The sequence below is a fragment of the Uliginosibacterium gangwonense DSM 18521 genome, from assembly GCF_000373965.1.
Lineage (GTDB): Bacteria > Pseudomonadota > Gammaproteobacteria > Burkholderiales > Rhodocyclaceae > Uliginosibacterium > Uliginosibacterium gangwonense.
In genome coordinates, this window is the sequence record NZ_KB892857.1 from 105,212 (window position 1) to 129,518 (window position 24,307).

Sequence of the window (24,307 nt, forward strand, 5' to 3'; positions counted from 1 at the left end):
GATTGCTTTGAAGTCACCATGGACTCTACCCATGAAAAAAACCCTACTCGCCTTAACGCTTTCCGTGCTTGCAGCCGTCCCCGCCATGGCTGCGCGTGGCCCCGCCGATGTTGTTTCCGCGTTCTACCAACTGCGCGTTGAAAAAGGCAACAAAGGTGCGCCCACCGGCATGGAACTGGCCGATTACTCGACTTACCTCGCCCCTGAGCTTGTCTGCCGCTTGGGAGCCAGTCTGCGCTATACCGATCAACTGGGCAAAGCGGTGCCGGATGCCAAGTTGCCATTCACTGATCGTGACCTGTATTCCAACCAGACCGAAGGGCCCAAGCGTTTCAAGCTCGGCGCAGCAGAGGTCGGTGGGCAGAGCGGCAGCATCCGCGTGCATCTGTTCCGCGATGAAACCGACAACGCCACTTGGGAAGATACCGTGCATGTGCGCATGCAGCGCAGGCACTGGGTCATCCAGGATATCGAATACGGTGATGGCAGTGGCAGCCTGATCAAGACGCTGGATGCCACACTTGCCCACCCAGATGCCGCCTCACACTGGGACAGCCGCGAGCTGGAAGCCTGCAATGTTGGCCAGAAAAGCGAACAGACCAGTTCCCGCCACGGCAAGGCTGGGAAAGGCAAGCACGCCAAGGCCGGCAAGGGCAAGGCGGGTAAAGGTAGGGCCGCCGCACATTCGTCCCGCTCGGCCAAATCCGGCGCGAAATCCAGCCACCGCAGCAAAACCAAGGCAGGCAGCAAGACCAGCGCCAGCAAGACGACCAAAAAACATAAACGCTAAGGGAAGTCCCCCGGCTCACACCCTATAACGCGGCTGTGCGCCGGGTGGCCCTCAAGCGTGGCTAGACCTCGCTTGCCTCGGTCTGCATCTCCTCAAACGCGCTGATCACATCTTCCACCTGGATGTCTTCCACCGTCTGCGATGCGGGTTGCAGCAGACGGAAAGGCACGCCCCATGGGTGCCAGCGTTTGGCGTCCGATTTGCCGAACAGGCAGACGATGGGTTTGCCCAGGGCCGCCGCCAGATGCATGTGGCCGCCATCGGAGCAGATCACCTGGTTGCAGCAGGCCAAGCCTGCAATCAATTCGGCCAGCGCGGCGGTCGGCACCGCCACCAGCGGCAGCCCGGTACAGGCCTCTACGATTCGCGCCGCCTTGGCATCATCCCCAGGATGCAAGGGGTTGTGTTCGTCTCCTGGAGACCAGAACAGGGCGAATCGCAAATCGGGTTGGCGGGCATGCAGGGCTTTGATGAGTTCGACAAAACGCGCCTGCGGCCAGCGTTGCGAAGGCTTGCGCGAACTGATGTGGATGCCCAGCACGGGCGCTCCATCCGGGCTGATGCGTGAGAGCATCTCGTGGCGCAATGCTGGGCGGGGGCGGATCGAGGCAGGCGGCAGATTGGTGCCCGGCAGATCGAGCACCCGCAGCAACTGCCCGACACGCAGGGCCTCATGCCCATCTTGCAGCTTTTCGGCCAGATCCTTGTGACTGACGATGCGGCGGGCAGCCACCAGACGCGCCATGCGTCGGGCGCTGCACTGATCCCCTTCGGCAGGGAGCACCACCAGATCCAGCTTGCGGCGGCGCAACTGCCACAGCTGGCGCAGTCGTTCGAACATTGCCTGCCAAGCGCTTTCCCCAGGCGCCAGATGTTTGCGCTTGGTGTAGCTGAACACCGCGTTCACGTCCGGGTTCCCTTGCAGCACCTCAACGTTGTAGCGCGTCACCAGCATGCCGATCCAGGCGTCTGGATAACATTCACGCAATCGCCGAACCAGGGGCAGGGTACAAACCAGGTCGCCGATATTGTCGCGGCGGATGATCAGAATGCTATTGGGCGCTGGAAGTGTCATGTTGCAGGCGGTTTTGTAGCGATGCAAAGCCTAGCAGTATGCCGAAATATGACCAGAAGAGAACCCCCATGAGGCGATCATAGAAGTCGTCTGTCATATTTTTAAACAACATCGCAACCACCAAGGCAACCAAGGCCGCCGCCGCATGCCGTGCGCCAGGAGAGGAACGCGACAGGCGCAGCGCCGCTGTCAGCATGCCCCAGATCAGCACCAGCAGGCTCACTACGCCCGCTACCCCCATCTGTATCCAGGTACTCAGAAATACATTGTGAGGGTGGGCCTTGCCCGCAAAATCGGTTCCAGGAACAAATTTGAGATCAAGCAACTGCTTATAGGTGTTGTGCGCCACATCCTTGCCAAAACCGGTCCCTAGCCAGGGATGCTGATCCATGCCGATGGACACCCAGATATTCCAGATCGCCAGCCGGGGGTCAGCCAGCAACTTGTTCTTGATCACCCAGAACCAGGACGCGAAATCCAGATTGTTACGCATGATCGTCGCCGCCAAAAGCAAGGCAAAGCCCAGCAGCAGCGCCAACACGACCAGCACCCAGAACTTGGCCGACTTGCAATAGTGCTGCCTCTTGTGCGCATACCCCATCAACAGCGCAAAACAGCTCAGTACCAGTACCGGCCAGAAAATCCGGTTCATGCTGACCGCCCCGATGAAAACCAGCACGCCCAGCAAGGCCAGAATCCACTTGGGCAACACTCTGTCCCGAAAAACCCAGTACACGAACGGCAGCGCCAGCAGGGCAAAGGTCGAGGCCAGCCCCGGCCCCGGATACCAGCGCATCAGGAAATGTTCCCGATACCCAGGGCCAAAGCCGCCCTGAAGGATGTCCGCCCTTCGCAGCACCGCTGCTGCCAAAGCGGCACACCCTACAACGAACAAACCCAGGCAGGCGCCCGGCACCACAACCGCCAAACTTTCACGTCTGGCACCCAGCACATAGGCCAACAGAAAGAATAGCGTGGGCAGCCAGATGTTCTGTGCCACCAGGCTCAATGACAGCAGCGGCTCTTGCGACCATGCGCACGAAACTGTCGTCACCGCACACCAGATCACCAGTGGATACGCCAGGGGACGGGGGAGATTCGCAAACACCCGGTATCCTGAACGCAGCACCCAGATAACAAACAGCAGCACACAAAGCCCCATCAAACCTGTCTGCGCGGCACGCGTGTGCGCAAGGGGCAACACAAAAAGCATCAACCCAAAACACCAGGCCAAAGCGTTCATCAATCGATCTGCGTTCGCACAGCTATGGGGGGCAGCTATTTGCATCAAGAATTCAGACAGAAACAAAACAGGGGGATTCTAATCGGCGATCAGACACATCCAGCCACCGACGGTCATTTGGGTACAACAATTAGAACGCTTTTACAGCTTCACACAGAGCAGACCACTCTGACATTGCAACAAACCCTTGCTCGGATGCAGTCTGCACGACTAAGTTCCGCTCCTGTGACCGGGTAGCTTACAATCCGGTCTTTGGTCAGCCAAAACCAAGGGGCGTGGAGCCTGATGACTCCGGCAGGTTTCCCGGCAAAAAACCTTGTGCCTCCACCCGCCCCCTGCAACCACCACCCACATACGCATGAACCTCAAGTCTTATCTGCGCGATGCCATCGACCCCACCCTGGTGCGCCGCGCTCTGGTCATCAAGCTACGCCATCATGGCGATGTTTTGCTATGTTCTCCCGTGCTCTCCTCGCTCAAGGCCGCAGCACCAGATTGCGAGATTGATGCGCTGGTGTTTGCCGATACGGCTGCAATGCTGGCCGGACACCCAGCCTTGGCGCAGTTGCACACCCTGGGCCGGGACTGGAAAAAGCTGGGGCTCTGGCAACAGATTGCTCATGAATGGGCGCTCATCAAAGCCTTGCGCAGTCGTCACTACGATCTGGTCATCCACCTCACCGACCACCCGCGTGGTGCCTGGCTCACCCGCCTGCTGGGGCCGCGTTGGGCCGTTGCCCCCCATCGTACCGAGACATGGTGGAAGAATTCCTTCACCCACCAGTACCGCATCGTAGGCGGCGGCAGGCGCCATACCGTGGACACCCATCTGGATGCGCTGCGCCGCCTGGGCATCCAGCCCGCTGAAGGCGCCCGCGCCCTGCACCTGGAGCCGGGAGCCGAGGCCCAGACCCATGTGGATGCGCTGCTGGCCCAACACAAGCTGACGGACAAAGGCTTCATCCAGATTCACCCTGCTTCGCGCTGGTTCTTCAAGTGCTGGCCGGTGGCGCGCAATGCCGCACTCATCCAGACCCTGGCTGCACGGGGCGAGAAGATTGTGATCACCGGCGCCCCGGATGAGCGCGAACGCGAGATGGTGGCCGAGATCATCGCCAGCGCAGGGGTCGAGCTTGTTGATCTGAGCGGCGCCCTCAACCTCAAACAGCTTGCCGCGCTGACCCTGCGTGCCCGCCTTTTCGTGGGTGTCGACTCAGCCCCCATGCACATCGCGGCGGCGGTGGGCACGCCTTGTGTAGCGCTGTTCGGCCCCTCTGGCGACAAGGAATGGGGGCCGTGGCAGGTGCCACACCGGGTCGTAACCTCGTCCCACACCTGCCGCCCCTGCGGTCAGGATGGATGCGGTGGCGGCAAGGTCTCGGAGTGCCTGACCCAGATCGAAGTTGCCACGGTGCTGGCGGCCATCGATGCGCTGGAAGGACGCGGCTGAGATGCGCCTGGCAGTCATACGGCAAACCTATAACCCTTATGGCGGAGCAGAACGCTTTGTCGAGCGCGCGCTGAACGCCTTGCGTGACGCAGGTGAGCCCATCGACATCACCCTGGTAGCACGGCGCTGGCAGGGCGAAGTGGCCCCTGGTGTTACGCTGCTGCGCCGTAACCCCTTCAAGCTCGGGCGCCTGAGCCGCGATTTCGGCTTCGCCTGGAGCGTGCAAGGCCTGATCCGGCAGAAGCGCTTCGACCTTGTGCAAAGCCATGAACGCATTCCCGGCTGCGACATCTTTCGTGCGGGCGATGGCCTGCACTGCACCTGGCTGGAACTGCGTAGCCGCACCCTGAGTCCCGTAGAGCGCTTCCTGCAAGCCTGCTCCCCCTGGCATCGCTACACCTGTCGGGCAGAAGCCGCCATGTTGCGTGACCCGCGCCTGCGCGCAGTGATCTGCAATTCGCAGATGGTGCGGAACGACATTGCCACGCGCTTCCCAGCCATCACCGACAAGCTGCACGTGATCCACAATGGCGTGGACCTGGAACGTTTCCAGCCAGCGCTGCGCGAGCAGCACCGTGCGCAGGTACGCACCGGACTTGGCGTAACCGAGCAAACCCCGGTGGCCCTCTACGTCGGTTCAGGCTTCTCCCGCAAAGGTGTACCACAGTTGCTGGCGGCGATGGCACGCCCGGAACTGCACAACGCCGAACTCTGGGTGGTGGGCAAAGACAAGGAATCCGCAGCGCTCCAGCGCCAAGCCCAAGAGCAAGGCTTGCGGGTACGCTTTCTCGGCCCGCAGAAAGATGTGACGCCCTGGCTCGGCGCGGCGGATGTATTCGTCCTCCCCACGCTCTACGACCCGATGCCGAACGCTGCGCTTGAAGCCCTGGCAAGCGGGCTGCCGGTGCTATGCTCCAACACCTGTGGCGCGGCAGAGCTGATCCGCCCCGGCATCAATGGCGATGTAGTGGATGCACTGGACGTTGCCGGTATCACCGCTGCCCTGCTGGGCCTGCTGGTGGCTATGCAAGACCCGGCTGCCGCCGAACGCATGCGTCAGGCAGCACGTCACAGCGTCAGCAGCCTGGGGCGTGAAGCCATGGCCCAGGCACTGCTGGACTTGTACAGGCAGTTGCTCCAGAAGACATAAATGTGCATTTCCGGGCAGTTGCAACAGAATTACACCGTCTAGCGCCCTGTTGGCATCGAATAACAAGGGCTGCCGCTATAATCTGTGCCCGTAGAAATATTTTCTGATGGTTGCCGTATGGCCAAATACAACACACTGTTGTCCCACCGCTCACTCAATATCGTGCACACCGAATCCAGTTGTGGCTGGGGTGGGCAGGAGATCCGGATTCTTGAAGAATCGCGGGGCTTGATTGAGCGTGGTCACAACGTAACCATTATCTGCCCGGCGGAGGCCACCATTTTCACCCGTGCCCATGATTGGGGGGTGAAGACCGTTGCGCTACCAATCACCGAGAAGCGCTGGGCCAACTTCCGCGCTCTGCGGAGCTGGCTGATTGCAAACCGCATTGAAGTCGATGTGGTCAACACCCATAGTTCGACCGACAGCTGGCTGGTTGCGCTCGCCAATATGACCTTTGGCAGCGCCAAGATTCCCGTGGTGCGCACCCGCCACATCTCGGCCCCGGTGGCCAACACCTTTGCCAACCGCTGGCTGTATGGCAAGGCTGCCCAACATATTGTGACCACGGGCGAGAGCCTGCGCCATGAGCTGATTGATGGCCTGGGTCTGTCGCCTGACCGTGTCCAGTCCATCTTCACCGGCATCAACACCAAGCGCTACATTCCGGGTGACAAGGTCGCCGCGCGCGAGAAACTCGGGCTGGAGATGAACTGTACCTGGGTAGGGATCGTTGCCACCCTGCGTTCCTGGAAGGGACACAAGTACCTGCTCGACTCGCTCAAGGAACTCAACGACCCGAACATCCGGCTGGCCATCGTAGGCGACGGCCCGCAGCGTGAAAAGCTGCAGCAGCGGGTGATTGAGCATGGGCTGGTCAAGCAGGTTTATTTTGCAGGTAACCAGCGCGATGTGGTGCCTTGGTTGCAGGCGTTTGACATCTTCGTGCTGCCCTCCTACGCCAACGAGGGCGTCTCGCAGGCAGTGATGCAGGCCATGGCGGTGGGGCTACCGGTGATTACCACCCCGATTGGCAGCTCCGGCGACATCATCAAGCCCGGCATGACCGGCCTGATGGTCACCCCCAAGAGTTCCAAGGCCATCTCCCAATCGATCCGCAAACTGGTTGACGACCCGCGTGAGGCATCCCGCATCGGTGAACAGGCCCGCAGCTTTGCAGTCGACAACTGCGGCATCGACCGAATGCTGACCCGCATGGAAGCTGTCTTCCAGCGCGCATCCGGCTAAAAACATGGCTTCGCGCAGTGCAGCCCGGCTGTGGGTGCTGGCACGTCTGTTCCACCCCAGGGCATGGATACGACGGCAACCAGCCGCCAACCAGATCAACAAGGTATTGGTCCTCCACCATCTGCTGCTGGGCGACACGCTGATGCTCAGCCCGCTACTGGCAAAGCTGCGGGAGCACTGGCCTGCCGCGCAGATCATCCTGGCCTGCCCTAGCGCCCTGCTGCCGCTCTACGCCGCACACCCCTATGGGGTGCAGGCTGTCGGCTTCAATCCGCGTGAGCGCCAGACCCTTACAGCCCTGGCAGAACACGGGCCTTATGACCTGTGCCTGGTGCCTGCCGAAAACCGCTTCACTCCACTGGCCCGCGCCCTGGGTGCAAAGTGGGTGTGTGGATTTGCGGGCGACCGCCCCGGCTGGAAGAACTGGCTGCTGGACGAAGCCCGCGCCTTTCCCAGCCAACCCGCCTGCTTTGGCGACTTCGCCGCCACCCTGGTCGACGGCCCTGCCCCCTTACCCTATCGGGTGGAAGACTGGCCCTGGCCGAGCGGCAAACCTTTTACTCCCCCCACAAGCCGCTATGCAGTGCTGCATCTGGGCGCCAGCAGCGCTTTGAAGTTCTGGCCTGCACCACGCTGGAAGGCGCTGGCCGACTGGCTCGCCACACAAGGCATTACCCCGGTATGGAGCGCGGGCGCCAAGGAAACGGCGCTGGTCGATCTGGCCGACCCGGAACACCGCTACCCCAGCTTTGCCGGGCAACTGGATTTGTTGCAGATGGCCCACCTGCTGCGCGGCGCATGTCTGATGGTGTGCCCGGACACCGGCGTCACCCACCTCGCGCGGCTTGCGGGTACCCCCACCGTGGCCCTGTTCGGCCCCGGCTCGCCAGAGATCTGCGGCGCAGGCGAATATTGGCGTAACAGTCCCTTCACCGCGCTGGTGGCGCCAATAGCTTGCCGCGACCAGCACAACACCTTCCGCCGCGAAGAAGCCTGGATTCAGCGCTGCTCACGCAGCCTCGGCACAGGCCCGGGACAATGCCCGCAGGCACGCTGCATGGAAGCCCTCTCTCTGGCCCAGGTACAAACTGCCTGCGAACAACTGCTTTAATTGACCGCGTTCACGTCCACCACGTAGTACTGGGTTTCACCAAAGCAACTGGTCGGCACCCCCACGTGCTGCTCGTAACGGATGGCCACACGCTTACCCACCAGAGTATTGATCTTCTCAGCAACCTTGGTATCCAGCACCGAAAAAGAGAAGATTTCTGCCGGTTGCCCTGGCAGATTCACCAAAGCCAGATCGCCTTCCCAAGTCTTGCACACCCAACCCTTGCGGGAAAACTTCTGCACGTAACCCGCACGCTCACCCTCCGAATAGCTGTAACTCAAGGCCAGCCAGACATACGCAGCAAACAGCAACACCAGTGCGGCCGCCAGAACGGCCAGCACCAGGGGCCACGCCATGCCAGCCTGCGACTTTCTTGTCATTGCCAATCCCCTACAGTTGAACTGCGCGTAGTGTATCCGGGTTTTATTGCAGCGTGCGTACTGCCCATGATCGGGATCAATGAAGCGACACCCTCGATCAGTCGCTGCCAGCACAACACCTACACCAAATTGGCGAAACACATCAGCACACAAGTGCTGGGGTGGAGCCCCCACCCTGAAAGGATACAAATGTCCCGCCAGACAGAACCTACCTGAAGGCGCGTTCAGTAAGCACTTCTCAGTTTGGCCTGGATGCCGGCGCGCCAATTGAGATAGCCCTCATCATAATAGCTGCCAAGAGCTAAATAGTTGCAGTAATAAGCACCATGTGCAATTTCTCGAGGCCCTTGGTGTGAAATGAGAATAGCAACTTCATTTCGTGTTCTGTCTCTAGAAAGTTGCCCAACAAAACTCACACTCGCGGAGCGGGCCTCAGCCTCGGAAAGCTCGAACAACTCTTGCAAATGCCTTGAGGCGTCCACGATACCGTTCTCTATGACAACCTCACTTGGAGGTTCATCCAGAAATTCCTTACCCCACCACTGTATGACTGCTGAGCAAAGCTGATCTGCAACAAACGATGGCGCAGGATGGGTAATTACGAGATCACTTGAGTTTTCCAGTTTGACCAGCTCAGCGAGCAACGCATTTAACAATTCAGCCCTGCTCACAGGATTCTCCAGCATGGTTAAGCCATGCAGGGCGCGCAACACGCTGAACACCCAATAATCATAATCAAAGCATTTTGCATAACACGAAGGCGCAACAAGTTGCGCACCCTATTAGGCTGCATCACCATCAATAGTCGCCCGTAGTCTTGCGTCATTGAGCATCAAGTGCTGCAACAACTGCAATGAGCAGGCAATTAATTTTCCGCTGCGCTCTGGATCGATCCAGTTGCCGTAAAATTTGCCCCCATGGTAGAGATTGTTCCGAACCCGACGAATGTGAGAAAACAGAATTTGAGCTGAGCGCTCAGTATTCGGAACATCGACCCACTCAACTTGTCCATTAACCCACACTTGCTTCTTTGGCGGACACTCCAACAGATAAGTACGAAATTTCACGACGTCCTGATTATTCGTCTGAAGCAGTAAAACGCCTACTTCGTTTGCGAATCGATCCCAATCTGCCTCAGCCATACCGCCATTGGCTGCACGCCCGTAGCCCATCGCTTTTAATGCGTATTCGCACTGAGCAAAAAGCTTGAAGAAACGGAACGCTAGTTGGTCGAGATCAGCAGACATAGCCTAACTTGCTAGTAATCGGACAGAGAACGCTGCATACAGAGCAATAAATTCTATCACTCTAAAGTAGAACGCACGGAACGCAGCGGACTGCGCCACATACCCAAAATTACAAGGATAATCCCAAAGCATTTTGCGTCATTCACTTCGTGAATTGACGCTACGCTCATTATTTCCTGCGGCGCCCTACGAAAAGCCATTGTCGCCACGCATCATTGACCGCCCCTCTGGCCAACTTGACTAAATTATCAGTCCAATGACTACTGAAAAGCACTTTGGATATTGTCGTTCCAAAAATAGCTATTCAGCACCCAGCCCGTTGGCGTTTTGTAAAAAATAAACGCCCAGGGTAAAGCATGCCTTGCGGTTTTCTCAATATAGGTAAGGCGGAGAATTGACTCGCCAGCCTTCTTTTCAGCGATAAACTCGTAGCCCAGAGGCTTGCCGTACCGACTGCCAAATTGATCACGTTGTGACTTTGACTGAAGCAACGATCCCTGGAATTCGGATTCCGAAATGACAACATAAGGCTTCATCAGCGCGAATGCCCCCGTGAGATCTCCTTTTGCTACCTGAACCATTACTTTATCAGTGAGCTGTTTTGCCTCCAGTTCAGATTTCAGTGTTTCAGCCATTGCACTAGCTGAAACGAAGAGAAGAGCTAAATAGAGTACGGCGTTTCGGATCATGATGCTCCTAGTAATTGGATACTAGCGCGGTAGAAAAGTATTGTTGATATCCTGCAGTTTTGATAGCTGGCGACAAGGCTGTGGTCATAGGCTGTTTCCGTCATTCTAGTCCGATAGCATCAAGGTCCGCAAAGCACTAACATCTACTGGGCATGCGTAACACACTGCGCTTCAGCCAGACTCTCTAAACCCGCGCCACCACAAGCGCAGCCCGGTTTTCCAGATTTCCCCCGCACCAGCGTTTTGCCTCACTCGCCGTGGTGGCACAAAAACCTTCTTGCCTTTTAATACAACTAAATAGTAATATAGTATCAAATCATTCAAGAACGGGCTCCCATGAAAATCATCATCGTAGGCGGTGTGGCAGGTGGCGCCACCGCTGCAGCACGGTTAAGACGCGAAAGCGAAGCGGCGCAGATCATTTTGGTCGAGCGCGGCCCCTATATCAGCTTTGCCAACTGTGGTCTGCCTTATCACATCTCCGGCGCGATTGCCGAGCGCGAGCAGTTGCTGGTCAGTAGTGCCGAGGCTTTTCATGCCCGCTACCGGGTGGATGTCCGTGCCAAGACCGAGGCGCTGGGGATTGACCGTGTGGCCAAGACCTTGCGCCTGCGCAACCTTTCCACGGGTGAGGAGTATGACGAGAGCTACGACCGGCTGCTGCTCTCGCCCGGTGCGGAACCGATCCGCCCGCGCCTGCCCGGCATTGATTCGCCACGCATTTTCAGTCTGCGCAACATCCCGGACCTGGACCGGATCATGGCCCATATCAAGGAGGCACAGCCGCGCCGCGCCGTGGTGATTGGTGGCGGCTTCATCGGCATTGAGGTTGCCGAAAACCTGCTTGAGCGCGGCATGTTCGTCACTCTGGTGGAAGGGGCGGACCAGATCCTCGCCCCGCTCGACCCGGAAATGGCGGCGATTGTTCATGCCCACATGCGTGAAAAGCAGGTGGAGCTGTATCTGTCGGCCAAAGTGGAGGGTTTCGAGGACAAGACGGATTACTGCACCGTTTTTCTGGAAAACGGCAAACGCCTGCAGGCCGATCTGATCATTCTGGCCATCGGCGTGCGCCCGGAAACCACGCTTGCCCGCGCGGCCGGGCTGGAACTGGGGGCCACCGGGGGCATCCGTGTCAATGAATGGCTGCAGACCTCCGACCCGGCCATCTACGCCGTGGGTGACGCCATCGAAGTCACCCAGAAGCTTTCTGGCACACAGGCCTTGATCCCGCTGGCAGGCCCGGCCAACCGCCAGGGCCGCATCGCGGCAGACAATATGCGGGGCGGCGAGCCCACGCCTTACCGGGGCACACAGGGTACGGCGATCCTGAAAGCTTTCGACCTCGCCGCTGGTAGTACCGGCCTCAATGAAAAGCAGCTCCGCGCGGCAGGCGTGGCGTACCTGGCTAGCATCACGCATGGTGGCTCCCACGCTTCCTACTACCCTGGCGCGATGCCTTTGAGCATCAAGCTGCTCTACACACCCGAAGGGCAGATCCTGGGGGCGCAGGCGGTCGGGATGGATGGCGTGGACAAGCGCATCGACGTGATCGCCACCGCGATCCACGCCGGATTGAAGGTGGAGGAACTGGCTGATCTGGAGCTGGCCTACGCACCACCTTTCAGCTCTGCCAAAGACCCGGTCAATATCGCCGGTTACGTGGCAGGCAACGTGCTGCATGCCGGGCAGAAGATGATTGCCTGGGACGAACTCCAGCGTAGCGAGCGCGGCGGTCTGCAGCTCATCGATGTGCGTACCCGCGAGGAATACAGCCTGGGCAGCATTGCCGGGGCACACCATATCGACCTCAACACCCTGCGCGAGCACTTAGGCGAGCTTGACCCGGTCAAGCCGACAGTGGTGTTCTGCCAGGTCGGCCTGCGCGGCTATCTGGCAAGCCGCATCCTGCAACAGGCGGGCTTCAAGGATGTGCGCAACCTTTCCGGGGGTTACAAAACCTGGTCCTTCGCCGTAGAAAAGCAATCCAACCCGGATATTTTTGACTACGAAGACATCAAGCGTCGTGAGGCCACACCGACTCCCCCCAGCTACGGGATGAGCCCACAGCCCGGTCCCCGGCAGAAGCTCAATGCCATGGGCCTGCAATGCCCCGGCCCGATTCTCAAGACTTTCAAGGCCATGGAAGCCTTGGAGGTGGGTGAGGAGCTTGAAGTGCTCAGCTCCGACCCGGCTTTTGCCCGCGACATCCGCGCCTGGGCCCAGAAGACCGGGCACGCCCTGCTGGAAGTCGCTCAAGACAAAGGCACCATTACCGCCGTGCTACGCAAGGGCGCCCCGCTTGTCGCCCCCCAGGCCAGCGCAACAGCATTGCCCGCACGTGAGCAAACAACGCTTGTGGTGTTCTCTGCCGATCTCGACAAAGTAATGGCCAGCCTGATCATCGCCAACGGTGCGATGGCCATGGGCAAGCCGGTGGCGCTGTTCTTCACCTTCTGGGGGCTGAACGTGCTGCGCCGCGACGATCCGCCTGCACTAGATAAATCTTTCATGGATCGCATGTTCGGCATGATGATGCCTGCCGGAGTGAGCAAGCTGAATTCGATCTCGAAGATGAACTTTGCGGGCATGGGCGCCAAGCTCATCCGCAAGGTGATGCGTGACAAGCGGGTTGAAGAGGCTGCGCAATTGTTGCGCAATCTCCAGGAGGGTGGTGCCCAGCTCATCGCCTGCCAGATGTCGATGGATGTGATGGGCATCCGCCACGAGGAACTGATTGATGGCGTGGAGATCGGTGGTGTCGCCGCCTTCCTGGCTGAAGCGCACCAATCGGCCACCACCCTGTTCATCTGATCGGTTGATCCAAACAGCCCCGTCCGGGATGGGCGGGGCTGTTTCGTTTTTACAGTACCAAACACCTGCTGGCCTTACAATGACGGCCATGAACGCCAAACCACCCTCACGCCCCTCGTCGCGCGGCCCTTCGGCACGCCCGCATTCTTCTTCCCGCAGCCGTGCTCCGGCCCTGCCGCCCTTGCCTGCCGGTTCGCTGGCAGAAGCCTTCAGCGTGGCTTCAGATGGCCTCAAGGCGGTACTGGATGGCTACGCACTCAATGATGGTCTGTATGGGCTCTGGCAAGCCTACCCGGAGCTGACTCCGGCAGGCCGTGGCGCCGTGCAGGATCTGCTCTATGGCAGCCTGCGGGATTTTGGCCGGGGAACCGCCATTCTGGAGGTTCTGCTCTCCAGCCCGATCAGCGAGAAGCGCATCACGGCGCTGCTGCTCGTGGCCCTGTACCGCCTGGAAACCCGCCCGGATACCGCGCATACCGTGGTGGACCAGGCTGTTGAAGCTGCAGCAAGGCTGGCGGGCGGCAACTTCAAGGGGTTGGTCAATGGCGTGTTGCGCAACGCACTGCGGCGCTGGGATGAGCTTCTCCCAAAGCTGGACGCACAGGACGCCGCGCTCTGGCGCCACCCACAGTGGTGGGTGGATTCGGTGCGCCGCAACTGGCCAGAGCAATGGCAGGCTATCCTGCAGGCCAACAACAGCCATCCGCCGATGAGCCTGCGCATCAACCGGCGGCGCATTGATCCGCACGCCTACCGCAGCCGCCTTACTGAAGCCGACATTGCCTTCACCGATCTGGGGCCTTGCGCCATCCAGTTGGCCGCCCCCTGCCCGGTCGCCCAGCTCCCCGGCTATGCCGAAGGGCTGGTTTCGGTGCAAGACTGGGGCGCCCAACAGGCCGCAGGCTTGCTGGACCTGCATGACGGCCTGCGGGTGCTGGATGCCTGTGCAGCCCCCGGTGGCAAAACTGCCGCGATGCTGGAACTGGCAGACCTCCATCTGGAAGCCCTGGAACTGGAGGGCCGGCGCGCCAGCCGCATCACGGAAGCCTTGAGCCGCCTGGGCTTGAGCGCAGACGTCCACACCGTAGACTGCCGCGATACTCAAAAGTGGTGGGATGGCACACCCTTCGACCGGATTTTGGCCGATGTTCCCTGCTCCGCCTCCGGGGTGGCGCGTCGCCACCCGGACATCAAATGGTTGCGTAGACCCCACGACATTGCGCATTTCGCAACAATTCAGGCTGAAATTCTGGATGCACTGTGGATAACACTGGCGCCAGGCGGGAAAATGCTTTATCTCACATGTTCGCTCTTCCCAGAAGAGAACGGCAATCAGGTTGCGCGCTTCGCAACCCGCCATAAAGACTGTGTCCGCCTGCCGTTCGCTGACGGCGCCTTTGAGAAACAATTGACGCCTTGCCCGCAGCATGATGGCTTTTACTTTGCACTGCTGGAGAAATCTGCTCGCTAGCCTGCGCCGAGGCCTGTTTGGCCTGATGCTGCTGTGGGGCGTTGTGGCCATGCTGCCCGTGCCTGCCCATGCGGCGGGCAGCGTGGAGTTCCGCTATGCAGAGCTGGTGGCCTCTGACCAGGACTACGTGATCAATGCCGCGATCAACCTGCAAAATAAGCCACGCCTGCAGGAGATGATCGAAGCAGGCGTCTCGGTGCCTTTCCGCGCCGAAGTCATCATCACCCGGCCGCGTTGGTATTGGTTCAATGAGACCATCTCGGAACGCTCGCTGGACCTGAAGCTCTCCTACCATGCGCTGACGCGCCAGTACCGGGTGTCCGTGGGCAACCTGCACCGTAACTTCACCTCCTACGATGAAGCCATGCGGGCTTTGCTGTCGCTGCACAACTGGGCGGTGGCGGATCGCTCACGGCTCAACGAGGGGGAATCCTACCAAGTGGGGCTGCGCTTCCGGCTGGACATAAATTCGCTGGCCAAACCCTTCCAGGTGGCGGCATTGGGTTCGCATGACCTGGATCTGAACACGGGATGGGTGACCTGGGTGCTCCAGGTGCCCAAAGACGCCCGATGAAACGCCTGCTGATCATCACCTCGGCAGCCGGGGCGATCCTGCTTTTCCTGCTCGCTTCTGCTGGGGCCAACACCTCGCTGTTCTCGCACAACTACCCGGTACTGCTGGGCCTGAACCTGTGTCTGGCACTGGGGCTGGCCATCATGGTGGGCATTCAGTTGCACCGCCTGCGCGAGGAGTACCGCCACCGCCAGTTCGGCTCCCGCCTCAAGCTCAAGCTGATCGGCATGTTCGTGCTGTTGGCCGTGGTGCCAGGAGCCATCATTTATCTGGTATCGGTGCAATTTGCGGTGCGCTCCATCGAGTCCTGGTACAACGTCAAGATCGACACAACCCTCAACTCCGGGATTGAGCTGGGGCGCACAGCCTTGGACGCCCTGCTCGACCAGCTTGGCGAACGTACCCGCAATCTGGCCCTGGAGATGAGCGACGCAGCCACGCCTCCCGGCTATCCGGCGCTTGCCCGCGCACGTGACCAACTCAATGCCGATGAGGTCAGCCTGATCTCCAGCAGTGGGCGGGTACTCAGTTCCACAGGGGAGACCGATGGCAAGCTCCAGCCCGACCCCCTCCCCGCCACCTTGCTGCGGCAGGCCAGGGTGGGGCATGGGTATCGCGCCATCGAGGGGGAAGGCACCCAGCTGATGATGCGTGTGGTGGTGCCGATTTCCAGCCGCCAGTTTTCCTCCACGCCACTACTCTTGCAGGTACGCGCTCCGGTTCCCAGTGCGCTGGCCGAAAGCGCGGAAAGCATCCAGGAGTTACACCGCAACTACCAGGAGCTGCTGCTGGCGCGCCAGGGGCTCAAACGCATCTATGTGATCACCCTGACGCTGGCCCTGCTGCTGGCGGTGTTCACCGCCATCGTGCTGGCCTTTGTGTTTGCGCGCTCGCTCTCGGCGCCGCTGTCGATCATTGCCGAAGGCACCCAGGCAGTGGCCTCGGGCGACTTTTCCCCCCGGCAGGCCCTGCCTGCACGGGATGAGTTGGGGGTACTGACCCAATCCTTCAACCGCATGACCCGCCAGTTGCAAGATGCCCGCGTGCAGGCCGAGCAGCATCGCGCTGCGGTCGATGCGGCCCGTGCCTATCTGGAAAGTGTGCTGGGCAACCTCTCGGCCGGGGTGTTGGCCTTCTCGCCCGAAGGCATGCTCAAAGCCGCCAACATGGGGGCGATGACAATCCTGCGTGACGACCTGACCGATTACGAGAAGATGCCGCTGTCCGACTGGGACTCACACGCCACCTTCCGCGAGGCAGTACTGTCTGGCTTTGCCGAAAACGACAAGGACTGGCAGAAGCAGATTGAGATCCAGCGCGAAGAGGGGCAGGTGCAGACACTCCTGCTGCACGGCTCGCGCCTGCCGGAAGCGTCGGGCGGGGGCTATGTGATCGTCTGCGACGACATCACCGAGTTGCTGTCGGCCCAGCGCAATGCGGCCTGGGCCGAAGTGGCCCGCCGGCTGGCCCACGAGATCAAGAATCCGCTCACGCCAATCCAGCTCTCCGCCGAGCGCCTGGAACATAAGCTCTCGGACAAACTCAACGAGCAAGACCGCAGCATGCTGGCGCGCTCGACCCAGACCATCGTCAATCAGGTGGAGGCGATGAAGAATCTGGTCAACAGTTTCCGCGATTACGCCAAACTGCCCCCGCCGAAACTCGCCACAGTCGACCTGAACGCCTTGCTGCATGAAATCCTGGTGCTGTATGAAAGCTCGCGTGTGCCGGTGGCGGTGGAATATGGTGAGGACATTCCACAGGTCAAGGCCGACGCCAGCCAGCTGCGCCAAGTGATCCACAATCTGTTGCAGAATGCTCAGGACGCGGTGGCCGAGCGTCCCCAACCGTGGGTAGGAGTTGAGACGCGACGCGACGGGCGGCGGGTGGAACTGATCGTGCGTGACAGTGGCAGCGGTTTTCCGCCTGCGATCATCAATCGGGCGCTGGAACCCTACGTCACCACCAAACCACGCGGTTCGGGCCTGGGACTGGCGATTGTGCGCAAGATCATGGATGAACACCGTGGCGAAGTATTGATCGGCAACCACGAAAACGGGGGGGCCGAAGTCAGAATCCGCTTGCGTCTGGCTGATCCAGACAAAGCCTAAAAACCTGTTCAAGGTCTGTAATCACAGCCTCACGGCAAGATCATGAACAGGGCTTAAGACCCCCTAGGGAAGACCCTAGGCCTGCATAGAGCTGCAAACCCCTAAACGGGTGTTGCCAAATCACAACACTGTGGTAGCCTTTCCACTATGGCAAAGATATTGGTTGTTGATGACGAAATTGGCATCCGCGAGCTGTTGCGCGAGATTCTGAATGATGAAGGGCATGATGTCGTGCTGGCAGAAAACGCTGCCGTTGCACGCATTGCGCGGCAAAGCGCCCGCCCCGATCTGGTTCTGCTCGACATCTGGATGCCCGACACGGATGGGGTCACCCTGCTCAAGGAGTGGGTGGCTACCGGCATGCTGACCATGCCCGTCCTGATGATGTCAGGCCACGGCACGATTGACACGGCCGTTGAAGCCATTCGGCTCGGGGCGCTGGATTTCCTGGAAAAACCGATTGCCTTGCAAAAGCTGCTCGCCGCCGTCAAACGTGGCCTGCAACAACAACCCACCAAGGCCCAGACCCACCTGACCCTGGCGGCCTTCACCCGCTCGGCAGCCCTGCGCGATCTGCGCAAGCGGCTCGATCAGGTGGTACAGAAGTCCCGCATCGTACTGCTGCGCGTGAGTGCCGGTTCAATGGCGGAATTGTGCGCCCGCAGTCTGCAGGTGGCCGGAACTGGCTGGCTAGACCTGGGGGCACTGACCCAACCCATCGAGCTGCACCTGCTGGAAGCCAACCGGGGGGGCGTGATCTATGTGGAGAACATTGCGCTGCTGACCCGCTCACAGCAGCGTAACCTCTCCTTCGTGGTCGAACGGCTCGACAAGTATGACCTGCGCCTGGTTGCTGCCGCAGCCTGCCAGCCGGAGGACTTGCTGCAAGAATCCTGGGACCCCTTGCTGGTGCGTCGCCTGTTTGAAATCACGCTGGTGCCGCCTTCCTTGCTGGAACTCAAAGACGACGTGCCGGAGATCGCCAGTCACCTGCTCAATCATCTGATCGCAGCAGGAGAGATCAGCCCGCACAACTTCTCCACCGCCGCGTTGAACGCCCTGCGCAACATCCCTTGGATGGGCGGTTTTGCCGAACTACGGGCGGCGATCCGCTCCCTGGCTCTGGGCGCCCTCGACAATGAAATCGGCCCGGATGAGGTCAATCGTTTCGTCTCCAAATCCTCGGTCGCCTCTCTGGCTCTGCCATTGGACGAGCCCTTGCGTGTGGCGCGTGAGGCGTTTGAGCGCCTGTACTTCGAACACCACCTGAAGCTGGAGGATGGCAACATCACCCGGGTGGCCGAGAAGAGCGGGCTGGAGCGCACCCACCTGTATCGCAAACTCAAGCAACTGGGGATTCCGGTCGGGCGCAAAGCGGATTAGCCTGCCCAAAGAGGGGGAGCGCCCCCTCTTCACCTCCCACCACACATCGGAAATTGGCAAACAATCGCCTCAAGTGGCGCCTGTTTGCCCGTTTGCGTGATATTGCTCACCTTTTTGCATTGCCCTAGCCCGGTATAATCGGGGTAAATGTATAGGTGGCACATCGAATGACGGCTCAGGAAGCACAGGAAATACAAGGGCTTGCACAGGACGAACTGTCCAATACCGTGCAACGCCTGAAAAAACGCCTTTTACGCGGGGTGGGGCAGGCCATTGCCGATTTCGGCATGATCGAAGAAGGCGATATGGTGCTGGTCTGCTGCTCAGGCGGCAAAGACTCCTTTGCCCTGCTGGATATGCTGCTGGCCCTGCAAAAGCGCGCGCCTGTGAGCTTCAGAGTCGTAGCCATGAATCTGGACCAGCGCCAGCCGGGTTTCCCTGCGGAGGTGCTGCCCGCCTATTTCGAATCGCTGGGGGTGGAATACAAGATCGTCACCGAGGATACCTATTCCATCGTCAAGGAAAAGATTCCCGAGGGCAAAACCACCTGTTCGCTATGCTCACGGCTGCGTCGCGGCATCATCTATCGCACTGCTGCCGAACTGGGGGCCACCAAGATCGCCCTGGGCCACCATCGTGATGACATCATCGAGACCCTGTTCCTGAACATGTTCTTCGGCGGCAAGCTCAAGGCTATGCCGCCCAAGCTGCTCAGCGACAATGGTCAGCACATGGTCATCCGCCCGCTGGCCTACTGTGCCGAGAACGATATTGCCAAGTATGCACGGGCACGCGCCTTCCCCATCATCCCCTGCAACCTTTGCGGTTCGCAGGAGCAGGCGCAGCGCAAACAGATCAAAACCATGCTACATGAGTGGGAGCGCCAACATCCTGGGCGGACCGAATCCATTGCCACTGCCCTTAGGAACGTAGTGCCGAGCCATCTGTGCGATGGCAACCTCTTTGGATTCCGGACACTCGCTGGTAGCGATGCTTCTCCATTGGGGGACACGGTTTTTGATCCACAGGACGAAGAGATTTCTCTCCCCTCCGGTATTCCGTCTGTCTCCACAATTCAATGGCTCGCTACACAGGCGGACTGAAACCGATATCATAGAAACTTGGGAATACAATACATAAAATGAGTCCAATCATGAGCGAAACACGGAGCATCCTCATTGCGGAAGTGGCGGGAGACGGCCCTCTGTTCGGGAAAATCGGGGCAATGGAAACGAACCGCGCAGTTGAACGTTGCCGCAATCGCGCCGAGCGTTCGATCGAAAGTAACGATGGCACGCTCCTCAAGACCGAAGGACGCCAGATCGTGGCGCAATTTCAGCGTTGCGAAAATGCGGTGTTGGCCGCCTTCGACATGCGTACCCGTGTTTCGCAACTGCCCCCGGTTTCCGGGGTGAGTCTGTCGGTACGGATTGCCTTGCATATCGCCGCACCCGATGCTGGGGGTCACGTTCCGGCCGCCGCGCTGGACCTGACCAAGATGATCGTCAAGAACACCCCGACCGATCAGGTACTGGTGACCACCGAAGTTGTTGCAGCGCTGCCCGATTCGCTCCAGCCACACCTCGACCGTGAATCGGCACCGGTTGTGGCGGGTTACGACCTGCCGCTGTATCAGTTCAAGCAAGGTACGGCTGCCACGCCTCTGCGCGAAGCCTTCTCGCCGACGGCCACGTCCATCGCCCTCCATTCAGTGCTGTCTGACGGCGCTGAACACCCCGCAGCGCCCGCTCCTGTTTCCAGTGCCTCGCCCAAGGCTTCACTGATGCTGCGGCATGAGAACCACAACTTCACGGTCAGTGATCTGCGCCCTGTGCTGCTTGCCGGGCGGGAAGACGGCAATGATCTGGTGATCGCGGATAAGCGCGCATCGCGCCATCACTCACGGGTGGAATGGCGGCAGAACCGCTTCGTGCTGATTGATACCAGCACCAATGGCACCTATCTGGTCGATGAAGCAGGCAATGAGGTGATCCTGCGGCGTAGCGAAGCTGACATGCCTGCGCGCGGGCGCATCGGTTTTGGCTATTCTCCCCTGGAAACGGGCGCTGAAGTGGTGTTCTTCGATATCGGCCAGCGTTAATCCTGTTGCCCATTCACGAAAAAGCCCCGGTCATGCCGGGGCTTTTTCGTGACGCATCCTGTGGATCACCGCATCAGCCGTCGTAGGGGTCTTGGTCCCGATCCAGTAGATCGCGCTGACGATTGACGAATTCCTGGGTGGAATCAATCCCGCGCAGCTTGAGGATGGTATTACGCACCGCCGCTTCGAGCAGCACGGAGAGGTTGCGACCAGCGGCCACGGGAAGAATCACACGGCGCACCGACACCCCCAGGATGTCCTGCGTCTCCTCTTCATCCAGGGGCAGGCGCAGCGCATCCTCCGGCCCCGGATTACGGCGTTGCAGGTGGGCAATCAGCTTGAGCTTCATCTTGCGGCGGCAGGCCGTCTCACCGAAGATGGTGCGGATATTCAAAATTCCCAAGCCGCGTACTTCAAGGTAATCCTTGAGCATCTCAGGGCAACGCCCTTCGAGGACGCTGGAAGCCACGCGGGAGATTTCCACCACGTCATCGGCCACCAAGCCATGCCCCCGGCTGATGAGTTCCAGGGCCAGTTCCGACTTGCCTGCCCCAGATTCCCCGGTAATCAGCACACCGATACCGAGCACGTCCATGAATACCCCATGCAGGGAGACGCGTTCGGCAAGCTTGCGGGCCAGATAGCCGCGCAGCACATCGATGACGCGTGCAGCTTCATGGGGGGAGGCCATCACAGGCACCTTGGCCTGTTCACAGATCTGGCGCAGCACATCTGGCACGGCCGCGTCATCGGCCACGATGACCCCTGGCGGCGAGGCTGAAATGATGTCCGCAAGGTAACGCCCCAGTTTGTCGTGGGACTGGCGCCGCGCCCAGGCCAGCTCGGCTTCGCCAATGATCTGCAGGCGGTTGGGGTGGATCAGGTTGAGGTGGCCGACCAGATCGGCAGCCCAAACACGGTTGTCTGGCACCACCAGCTGGGTGTCCAGACTCCCGGCAACATGCCGCATTTGCAGGATATTGCGATTGGCCTCAAAGAGATGGGCTACGCTCGTTCGTCGCATTCGGGTTCCAGGATTCGAACAAAGACCAGGTAGCCTCGGCCCCTTCTGCCTCACACAGGCGCTCGCGGAAAGCCCGGTTGCTGAACATCTGGGCCAGTTCGGAGAGCAGCCGCAGGTGCGACTCGTTGGCCTGCTCCGGCACCAGCATCACGAAGATCATGTTGACCGGCGCGCCATCGGGCGCGGCAAACTCAATCGGTGCCGGGGTGCGGACGAAGACCCCCAGGGTCTGCTTCAAGCCCTTGATGCGCCCGTGCGGAATGGCCACCCCCTGGCCCAGACCGGTCGAGCCCATGCTCTCGCGTTGTGCGAGGGCAGAGACGACCTGTTTCTTCGCCAGGTTATAGTCGCGCGCGAAAAGATCGCCTACACAGTCAAACACGGCGTCCCGCGTGGCCAAAGGCACGTCGACGAGGATACGATTGACAGTAAGAATCTGGGAAATGAGGTTCATACAACACCAAGGCCACAATGACGGGTACTTTATACCCACCATTGCGGCCAGTCCAAAATTTCAATTGGGCGGATTATATGCGCTGCGCCACCGACTCACAGCACACGAGCAGATAAAATTATCCGCCGGGTGTCACGATCAGCCCGCGCTCTCGGCGTCCTGATGACGCGGGGAGCTGTGGTCATGATCGGCTTTCTTTTCCTTATGCTTGACGACCTGCCGGTTGAGCTTGTCAGTCATGGAATCAATCGCAGCGTACAGATCATCGTCCTCGCTTTCCACATAAATATCCTTGCCCCTGACATGAACAGTGACCTCAGCCTTCTGCTTGAGTTTCTGTACGGAGAGGATGACATGTGTAGCCGTCACATTGTCAAAGTGACGAATCACCCGATCGAGCTTGGTTGTGACGTATTCGCGCAAAGCGGGGGTCACTTCCAGATGATGGCCGGTGATGTTGAGATTCATAAACAACTCCTCTCTTGTTAGATCGATTTGCGCTGACTAACCGGCGGAATATTCAGTGACTCGCGGTATTTCGCAATCGTCCGCCGTGCCACCACGATACCCTGCTGGCCCAACAATTCGGCAATCCGGGCGTCGGATAGCGGCTTTCGCCCATCCTCGGCTGCAACCAACTGGCGAATCAGCGCGCGAATCGCCGTGGCCGAACAAGCCCCGCCTGTATCGGTGGATACGTGACTGCCGAAAAAGTATTTGAGTTCGAAAATCCCCCTCGGGGTTGCCATGTATTTCTGGGTTGTTACCCGCGACACCGTCGATTCATGCAGTTCCAGCTCTTCGGCAATCTCGCGCAAGGTCAGGGGCCGCATGGCCACCTCGCCATGATCGAAAAACTGGCGCTGGCTCTCCACAATCGCCTGGGAGACCCGCAGGATGGTGTCGAAGCGCTGCTGCACGTTCTTGATCAACCACTTGGCCTCCTGCAACTGGGCGGAGAGCGAGCCACTCACACCACGGTTGTTTTGAAGTATATCGGCATAAACGCGATGGACCCTTAACTTTGGCATCGCCTCCGGATTCAGGTTGACCACCCATACGCCCCGATGTTTCTTCACAATCACGTCAGGCACAATATAGCGCGTCTCGGCTGCCGTGTATTGTGCGCCGGGGCGCGGATTGAGGCGGCAGATCAGCTCCTGGGCCTCGCGTAGCGCATCATCACTGCACGACAGGCGCCTTTTCAGTTTGGCAAAGTCTCGGGCTGCCAGCAACTCCAGATTGTCTTCAACAATCGCCTGGGCCAAGGTGCGGGTTGCCGACTCAGGCAGGCCGCGCAATTGCAGGCGCATACATTCCTGCAAGTTGCGTGCGCCGACCCCCGTGGGGTCCAGATTCTGTACATGATGCAGGGCAATCTGCAGCTCTTCGGGTTCCACTTCCCACTCGGACGGGATCAGGGGCAGCAGCTCCTCAAAGCTCTGCTCCAGATAACCATCGTCCTCAAGGGCTTCGATCAGCAGCAGCACCAGGGCACGATCCCGGTCCCCCAGGGGCATGAGCGCGACCTGCCCGATCAGATGGTCGCGCAATGAGGTGGCGGCCGCCTGAAACTCCTGGAAATCGCTCTCATCGTCATCATTGTTACGGCTGCCGGTGCCTTCATTACGCCACTCGGCAGCTTCCCCCATGTCGTCATCCGAAGCATGGTCGTAAGCTTCGTTGATCGTATCCGGCATCTCGGTCACGCCGGGGGCTTCGTATTCCTCTTCGCCAGTACGCTCGGGCACCGGGTCTGCGGTCTGGAATTCATTGACGGCAACCGCCTCGGCAGCAGGTGCTACGCCCCCCTCTTCATCCGGTCCGTCCTGTTCGAGCATGGGGTTCTCGACCAGAATGCGCTCAATCTCCTGATTCAGCTCCAGGGTCGACAGCTGCAACAGCCGGATGGACTGCTGCAACTGGGGTGTCAGGGCCAGTTGTTGGGAGAGTCTGAGCTGCAACGACGGCTTCATGGCATACGGATTCCGG

At 59.7% G+C, this 24,307-nt stretch carries 22 protein-coding genes; 12 read left to right on the top strand and 10 right to left on the bottom strand.

Going from position 1 to position 24,307, the window contains the following annotated elements; genetic code table 11:
* Positions 1-31 precede the first annotated feature (31 nt).
* Entirely contained in the window at positions 32-790 is a 759-nt protein-coding gene (locus B145_RS0115025) for a DUF3828 domain-containing protein (RefSeq protein WP_018608407.1), read from the top strand.
* Between the two features lie 61 nt (positions 791-851).
* Here the strand turns inward: B145_RS0115025 and B145_RS0115030 are convergent, their stop codons facing one another.
* Together B145_RS0115030 and B145_RS0115035 are read right to left on the bottom strand one after the other, a co-directional pair.
* Positions 852-1,865, bottom strand: coding sequence for a glycosyltransferase family 9 protein (locus B145_RS0115030; RefSeq protein ID WP_018608408.1), 1,014 nt, complete (start codon positions 1,863-1,865; stop codon positions 852-854).
* Positions 1,843-3,108 carry an O-antigen ligase family protein gene (locus tag B145_RS0115035; RefSeq protein WP_018608409.1) on the bottom strand — a complete coding sequence of 422 codons (1,266 nt, stop codon included), beginning with the start codon at positions 3,106-3,108 and terminating at the stop codon, positions 1,843-1,845. The genes B145_RS0115030 and B145_RS0115035 overlap by 23 nt, the downstream gene beginning before the upstream one ends.
* A gap of 358 nt (positions 3,109-3,466) precedes the next feature.
* Between B145_RS0115035 and rfaQ the strand changes: the two genes are divergently transcribed.
* The 4 genes from rfaQ (at position 3,467) to B145_RS0115055 (ending at position 8,067) form a co-directional block, all read left to right on the top strand.
* Entirely contained in the window at positions 3,467-4,558 is a 1,092-nt protein-coding gene (rfaQ, locus tag B145_RS0115040) for a putative lipopolysaccharide heptosyltransferase III (protein WP_018608410.1), read from the top strand.
* On the top strand, positions 4,536-5,708 hold the full coding sequence (locus tag B145_RS0115045) for a glycosyltransferase family 4 protein (protein WP_018608411.1): 1,173 nt from the start codon (positions 4,536-4,538) through the stop codon (positions 5,706-5,708). The genes rfaQ and B145_RS0115045 overlap by 23 nt, the downstream gene beginning before the upstream one ends.
* Positions 5,709-5,825: 117 nt before the next feature.
* The gene (locus tag B145_RS0115050) at positions 5,826-6,956 is read left to right on the top strand and encodes a glycosyltransferase family 4 protein (protein WP_018608412.1); all 1,131 of its coding nucleotides are present in this window, start codon (positions 5,826-5,828) and stop codon (positions 6,954-6,956) included.
* Between the two features lie 4 nt (positions 6,957-6,960).
* Entirely contained in the window at positions 6,961-8,067 is a 1,107-nt protein-coding gene (locus B145_RS0115055; RefSeq protein WP_018608413.1) for a glycosyltransferase family 9 protein, read from the top strand.
* On the opposite strand, the gene B145_RS0115060 is transcribed toward B145_RS0115055, so the two are convergent.
* The 4 genes from B145_RS0115060 to B145_RS0115075 all read right to left on the bottom strand — a co-directional run bounded on the left by B145_RS0115060 (position 8,064) and on the right by B145_RS0115075 (position 10,383).
* Positions 8,064-8,447: a hypothetical protein gene (locus tag B145_RS0115060; protein ID WP_211209843.1), complete on the bottom strand. Its 384-nt coding sequence runs from the start codon at positions 8,445-8,447 to the stop codon at positions 8,064-8,066. The two genes, B145_RS0115055 and B145_RS0115060, sit on opposite strands and share 4 nt — an antisense overlap.
* Positions 8,448-8,671: 224 nt before the next feature.
* Complete coding sequence (locus tag B145_RS0115065) at positions 8,672-9,160, bottom strand: hypothetical protein (RefSeq protein WP_157288446.1); 489 nt, start codon at positions 9,158-9,160, stop codon at positions 8,672-8,674.
* 69 nt (positions 9,161-9,229) lie between these two features.
* Positions 9,230-9,694 carry a hypothetical protein gene (locus B145_RS25815; RefSeq protein WP_018608416.1) on the bottom strand — a complete coding sequence of 155 codons (465 nt, stop codon included), beginning with the start codon at positions 9,692-9,694 and terminating at the stop codon, positions 9,230-9,232.
* A 260-nt stretch (positions 9,695-9,954) separates the two neighbouring features.
* On the bottom strand, positions 9,955-10,383 hold the full coding sequence (locus B145_RS0115075) for a hypothetical protein (protein WP_018608417.1): 429 nt from the start codon (positions 10,381-10,383) through the stop codon (positions 9,955-9,957).
* A gap of 336 nt (positions 10,384-10,719) precedes the next feature.
* Here B145_RS0115075 and B145_RS0115080 point away from each other — a divergent pair, with 336 nt between their 5' ends.
* The 7 genes from B145_RS0115080 (at position 10,720) to B145_RS27605 (ending at position 20,837) form a co-directional block, all read left to right on the top strand.
* Positions 10,720-13,197 (top strand): FAD-dependent oxidoreductase, encoded by a 2,478-nt coding sequence (locus tag B145_RS0115080; protein ID WP_018608418.1) that lies wholly within the window; start codon positions 10,720-10,722, stop codon positions 13,195-13,197.
* A gap of 88 nt (positions 13,198-13,285) precedes the next feature.
* A complete protein-coding gene (rsmB, locus tag B145_RS0115085) occupies positions 13,286-14,668 on the top strand; it encodes a 16S rRNA (cytosine(967)-C(5))-methyltransferase RsmB (protein ID WP_018608419.1) in 1,383 nt (460 codons plus the stop codon).
* Positions 14,625-15,242, top strand: a complete 618-nt coding sequence (locus tag B145_RS0115090; protein WP_245541874.1) for a DUF4390 domain-containing protein — start codon at positions 14,625-14,627, stop codon at positions 15,240-15,242. The genes rsmB and B145_RS0115090 overlap by 44 nt, the downstream gene beginning before the upstream one ends.
* Positions 15,239-17,353: a sensor histidine kinase gene (locus tag B145_RS0115095; protein ID WP_018608421.1), complete on the top strand. Its 2,115-nt coding sequence runs from the start codon at positions 15,239-15,241 to the stop codon at positions 17,351-17,353. Before B145_RS0115090 ends, B145_RS0115095 begins: the two co-directional genes overlap by 4 nt.
* Positions 17,354-17,500: 147 nt before the next feature.
* Positions 17,501-18,736 (top strand): sigma-54-dependent transcriptional regulator, encoded by a 1,236-nt coding sequence (locus tag B145_RS0115100; protein ID WP_018608422.1) that lies wholly within the window; start codon positions 17,501-17,503, stop codon positions 18,734-18,736.
* Between the two features lie 167 nt (positions 18,737-18,903).
* On the top strand, positions 18,904-19,839 hold the full coding sequence (ttcA, locus tag B145_RS0115105) for a tRNA 2-thiocytidine(32) synthetase TtcA (RefSeq protein WP_018608423.1): 936 nt from the start codon (positions 18,904-18,906) through the stop codon (positions 19,837-19,839).
* Between the two features lie 50 nt (positions 19,840-19,889).
* Complete coding sequence (locus tag B145_RS27605) at positions 19,890-20,837, top strand: FHA domain-containing protein (RefSeq protein ID WP_018608424.1); 948 nt, start codon at positions 19,890-19,892, stop codon at positions 20,835-20,837.
* Between the two features lie 73 nt (positions 20,838-20,910).
* On the opposite strand, the gene hprK is transcribed toward B145_RS27605, so the two are convergent.
* The 4 genes from hprK to B145_RS0115130 form a co-directional block, all read right to left on the bottom strand.
* Positions 20,911-21,861, bottom strand: a complete 951-nt coding sequence (gene hprK / locus B145_RS0115115; protein WP_018608425.1) for an HPr(Ser) kinase/phosphatase — start codon at positions 21,859-21,861, stop codon at positions 20,911-20,913.
* Positions 21,830-22,315, bottom strand: coding sequence for a PTS sugar transporter subunit IIA (locus B145_RS0115120; RefSeq protein WP_018608426.1), 486 nt, complete (start codon positions 22,313-22,315; stop codon positions 21,830-21,832). Before B145_RS0115120 ends, hprK begins: the two co-directional genes overlap by 32 nt.
* Before the next feature lie 138 nt (positions 22,316-22,453).
* Complete coding sequence (hpf, locus tag B145_RS0115125; RefSeq protein WP_018608427.1) at positions 22,454-22,783, bottom strand: ribosome hibernation-promoting factor, HPF/YfiA family; 330 nt, start codon at positions 22,781-22,783, stop codon at positions 22,454-22,456.
* A 17-nt stretch (positions 22,784-22,800) separates the two neighbouring features.
* A complete protein-coding gene (locus tag B145_RS0115130; protein WP_018608428.1) occupies positions 22,801-24,291 on the bottom strand; it encodes an RNA polymerase factor sigma-54 in 1,491 nt (496 codons plus the stop codon).
* Between the last annotated feature and the right edge of the window lie 16 nt (positions 24,292-24,307).

What these genes read in the sequence shown, in the direction of transcription:
- B145_RS0115025 (WP_018608407.1), top strand. Translation starts at nt 32, where the DNA reads ATGAAAAAAACCCTACTCGCCTTAACGCTTTCCGTGCTTGCAGCCGTC.
- B145_RS0115030 (WP_018608408.1), bottom strand. Translation starts at nt 1,865, where the DNA reads ATGACACTTCCAGCGCCCAATAGCATTCTGATCATCCGCCGCGACAAT.
- B145_RS0115035 (WP_018608409.1), bottom strand. Translation starts at nt 3,108, where the DNA reads ATGAACGCTTTGGCCTGGTGTTTTGGGTTGATGCTTTTTGTGTTGCCC.
- rfaQ (WP_018608410.1), top strand. Translation starts at nt 3,467, where the DNA reads ATGAACCTCAAGTCTTATCTGCGCGATGCCATCGACCCCACCCTGGTG.
- B145_RS0115045 (WP_018608411.1), top strand. Translation starts at nt 4,536, where the DNA reads ATGCGCTGGAAGGACGCGGCTGAGATGCGCCTGGCAGTCATACGGCAA.
- B145_RS0115050 (WP_018608412.1), top strand. Translation starts at nt 5,826, where the DNA reads ATGGCCAAATACAACACACTGTTGTCCCACCGCTCACTCAATATCGTG.
- B145_RS0115055 (WP_018608413.1), top strand. Translation starts at nt 6,961, where the DNA reads ATGGCTTCGCGCAGTGCAGCCCGGCTGTGGGTGCTGGCACGTCTGTTC.
- B145_RS0115060 (WP_211209843.1), bottom strand. Translation starts at nt 8,447, where the DNA reads ATGACAAGAAAGTCGCAGGCTGGCATGGCGTGGCCCCTGGTGCTGGCC.
- B145_RS25815 (WP_018608416.1), bottom strand. Translation starts at nt 9,694, where the DNA reads ATGTCTGCTGATCTCGACCAACTAGCGTTCCGTTTCTTCAAGCTTTTT.
- B145_RS0115075 (WP_018608417.1), bottom strand. Translation starts at nt 10,383, where the DNA reads ATGATCCGAAACGCCGTACTCTATTTAGCTCTTCTCTTCGTTTCAGCT.
- B145_RS0115080 (WP_018608418.1), top strand. Translation starts at nt 10,720, where the DNA reads ATGAAAATCATCATCGTAGGCGGTGTGGCAGGTGGCGCCACCGCTGCA.
- rsmB (WP_018608419.1), top strand. Translation starts at nt 13,286, where the DNA reads ATGAACGCCAAACCACCCTCACGCCCCTCGTCGCGCGGCCCTTCGGCA.
- B145_RS0115090 (WP_245541874.1), top strand. Translation starts at nt 14,625, where the DNA reads ATGATGGCTTTTACTTTGCACTGCTGGAGAAATCTGCTCGCTAGCCTG.
- B145_RS0115095 (WP_018608421.1), top strand. Translation starts at nt 15,239, where the DNA reads ATGAAACGCCTGCTGATCATCACCTCGGCAGCCGGGGCGATCCTGCTT.
- B145_RS0115100 (WP_018608422.1), top strand. Translation starts at nt 17,501, where the DNA reads ATGGCAAAGATATTGGTTGTTGATGACGAAATTGGCATCCGCGAGCTG.
- ttcA (WP_018608423.1), top strand. Translation starts at nt 18,904, where the DNA reads ATGACGGCTCAGGAAGCACAGGAAATACAAGGGCTTGCACAGGACGAA.
- B145_RS27605 (WP_018608424.1), top strand. Translation starts at nt 19,890, where the DNA reads ATGAGCGAAACACGGAGCATCCTCATTGCGGAAGTGGCGGGAGACGGC.
- hprK (WP_018608425.1), bottom strand. Translation starts at nt 21,861, where the DNA reads ATGCGACGAACGAGCGTAGCCCATCTCTTTGAGGCCAATCGCAATATC.
- B145_RS0115120 (WP_018608426.1), bottom strand. Translation starts at nt 22,315, where the DNA reads ATGAACCTCATTTCCCAGATTCTTACTGTCAATCGTATCCTCGTCGAC.
- hpf (WP_018608427.1), bottom strand. Translation starts at nt 22,783, where the DNA reads ATGAATCTCAACATCACCGGCCATCATCTGGAAGTGACCCCCGCTTTG.
- B145_RS0115130 (WP_018608428.1), bottom strand. Translation starts at nt 24,291, where the DNA reads ATGAAGCCGTCGTTGCAGCTCAGACTCTCCCAACAACTGGCCCTGACA.